The sequence below is a fragment of the Chitinophaga sp. genome (assembly GCF_036566945.1).
Taxonomy (GTDB): Bacteria; Bacteroidota; Bacteroidia; order Chitinophagales; family Chitinophagaceae; genus Chitinophaga.
The window spans coordinates 1-3,272 of sequence record NZ_DATCVJ010000627.1 but is presented as its reverse complement, the minus strand read 5'-3'; the positions used below and the strand labels follow the sequence as shown (position 1 = coordinate 3,272).

2 protein-coding genes are annotated in these 3,272 nt (G+C 43.0%); one reads left to right on the top strand and one right to left on the bottom strand.

Annotation, left to right across the window (positions count from 1 at the left end):
• Window positions 1–590: hypothetical protein (locus VIP81_RS19245; RefSeq protein WP_331964796.1), on the top strand; the 590-nt coding region annotated here is incomplete at its 5' end.
• 6 nt (window positions 591–596) lie between these two features.
• Here the strand turns inward: VIP81_RS19245 and VIP81_RS19240 are convergent.
• Complete coding sequence (locus tag VIP81_RS19240) at window positions 597–3,059, bottom strand: TonB-dependent receptor (protein WP_331964793.1); 2,463 nt, start codon at window positions 3,057–3,059, stop codon at window positions 597–599.
• Window positions 3,060–3,272: the final 213 nt, after the last annotated feature.

The following is a 3,272-nucleotide window of genomic DNA, read 5'->3' as shown; positions in this document are numbered from 1 at the left end:
GGAGTAGAAATACCTACCTGAAGGTGAATCCAGCCACATTAATAAACGAATTGGACATCTATCTTGAACAGGAGATATCCGATAATTTCAGTCTTGAATTGGGCATCAGTGGTATCTATACTGATTATCCGGATTATGTACTGGCGAAGAAAATTGATATCGGACAAAAGAAACCGGATCTCAGTACAGAACAATTTGTAGATGGCCGTGGCCTTGGCTTCCGCGTTGGCGCACGACTCTATCTTATTTCAAGGGATATGGCGCCAGCCAGAGCAGCAGGTACTTATTTTGAGCCGGTCATCTTTTACAAAAAAGTTTTCTATCCTAACGAAGACAATACCTTTCAAAATACTACCTATACAGACTCCGGTGACAAAAGTGTTGTAGGATTACAGCTTTTAATCGGACGACAATTCAAGAAAGACCGCTTCATCCTCGACCCTTTCATCGGCGTGGGTATCCGCAGTAAAATCTATCACTACAATACTTATCATTTCGACGACAATACCGTATCTCTGAACAATGGCCGGATGGTGAGCGTATTACCCAGTTTGCAGATAGGTATTAAATTGGGTCTCAAACTGTGGTAACCGTACCTAAAAAGGTACGATTACTTTGGCACTGAAATTTCTTCCCATATTATAAATACCCAGGCGCCCATTGGGGGAGGAGGAGTAATACTCAAAATATTTCAACCTATTCATATTAGCCTGATAAGCAACATTCCACACATTATCCAGCTGCAGGAATACCTCACAAATTGTTTTTCCTTTTTTATTAACGATACTGGTACCGGCACCGGCATTAAAAAGGGTATACCCGGCGGTGAATGTTTCCGTATCATCTACCCCATAGAAATGTGGCTGATCCGCTATTACATCGGCTTCCACACGGACATATGTTTTGGAAAATACCCCATGATTACGCTGCGTAGTTGCTTTTAATTCACTACGTATATGCGTGGGTGGTATAAAAGGAATATAACGCGCCTCTTCTCCATGTGTACGGATCAATTCTTTATTGCCATTGCGGCCCTGCGTATAGGCGATACTGTTATTCATGGTTAACCACTTTATACCACGGGGATGTAGATTAACGCTTACTTCCGCTCCATATAATCTGGCCGCCGATTGCTGATAACTGTAGGTAGCATTCCCTGGTACTATCACCACCGGGTTGCCGGTATTATCGTATAACTTTGCCTGATAGATATAGTTTTCAATATTATTGTTAAATAATTCTACACTGATATCTGCATCGGGTAGCCAGGCCTGTATCCCGATATCTTCCTGCAAACTAAATTCCGGCTTAAAACCGCGGTTGCCCAGGTATACGATATGTGCCCCCGGATCGAGGCCATTGGAGCCAATTTCAGTGATATTAGGCGCCCGGTATCCTCTCGCAATATTGGCTTTTACCAATATCCGTTCACTGATATTCCAGGTAGCGCCCACACTGCCGGAGATGCCGGTATAACGGTGACTGAACTCAGGAAACTGTAAATGCGCCCCTGCTGTATCCGGCAGTAACACATGCTGCTCAAAACCATTTTGCTTATTAGGACCTACATAAAAGTCATTCCAACGGATGCTACGACTATCGTATCGAATCCCACCGGAAACATCCACCTTGCCGAAAGATTTTTTTGCAAAAAAGAACCCACCGATGTCAAACAGGTTATAATCAGGAATGGGAAAATCAGTTCCATTTTTACTTTTATTAGACTGATACATTCCATTTACACCTACCGTTGTTTCCAGGCCATTCATGACCGGAAAATTATAACGTACATCGTAGTTGAGTGTATTGAGCATCACATACAATCCTGGCTGTAAGGGCATTTCCGGGTGATTGTATTCGCGGCGGATACTTTGTTGTGCGCCCAGCATAGCATTGATATCTCCGGCACCAACATTCCATTTTGTATGATTATACACCCGGTAATGTTGGATATGCTGATGCAACGGGTTGATGGCGTAGCTACGCAGATCTCCTTCAGGCACCAGTGGCCTGTTTTTTATATCATCATCTTCCTTCACCTGCTTTGTAAACTTACGGGTGAGAGAATCCCTGCTGCCATCCGGAATTTCCTGGGTGTTATCATATAAAGTAGCACCAAACTGGGAGTGGCCCCAGGATTTATCTACTCTTGCCAGTGCGGTCAGGTTATACTCCCGAAAGGCGGTACCATACACGTATCCATCTACTTTATTCTGGTAATTATGTGCAGCTTTGGCAGTAGCCCTTACTACATATTTCCAATCGTTGCTACCATAGGCCAGGCCAAGAGATGATCCTATCATACCGTTGTTGCTGTGGTAATCCGTGAGGAAGCTCCCCTGCAATTTTCCGGGGGTGGGTTCGGGGATATCGGGAATCATATTGATGACACCTGCCAATGCATCTGAGCCATAAGTAAGACTGGCAGGACCTTTCACCACTTCTGCCCGGGAAATACCGTACTGGTCGATTTCTATTCCGTGTTCATCTCCCCATTGCTGCCCTTCCTGCCGTACACCATCAAACAAGGTGAGTACACGATTGTAGCCTAAGCCGCGGATAAAGGGTTTTGAAATATTAGGTCCTGTAGTTACTGCACTCACGCCAGGTACACCTTTAATAATAGCATCGATAATGTTATTATTCACATTCATATTCATTTCTCTTTTGCCTATAACGGCAATGGGTATAGGATTTTTCCGAACAGCTGTGGCACGCGAAACCCCTGTTACTACTACTTCATTGAGTTTTGATAAATCTTCTTCCAGAGAGATGTTCAGCAGGGTGGCTTGTCCCGCTACGATTGTTTTTCTAAGCATGACTGGCTGATAACCCACCATCGTAATTTTGATATCATAAGTGCCGGGCGTTACATTTTTAATATTGAAAAGCCCCTGTTGGTCGGCAGTTGTTCCGGTACGCAATTCCTTTATAGCGATGTTCGCGAATTGCACCGGCCTGCGATCTTTATTGGTAACGGCGCCTTTAAGGGAGCCTTGTTGCGCATATGTTAGCGAGGTAAGAAAGAGTAAAAATAGTAATACAGATAAATGTTTCATGTGTGTAAACAATGTAGATTTTAGTACAGAACGGGATTTCAGGATAGTAACAATTGTTACACTTCCGAGTTCTTATTTTTAACAAAACTATATTCTATTTTTATACTTGTCTTAATTATTTTTTAGACTAGCCTAAATATCAGGAAAAGGATCTTTAAAAACATGACCTTTTTTAAATTGCTCAATCTCTGTTTCAGTGCACAAACAGCTATC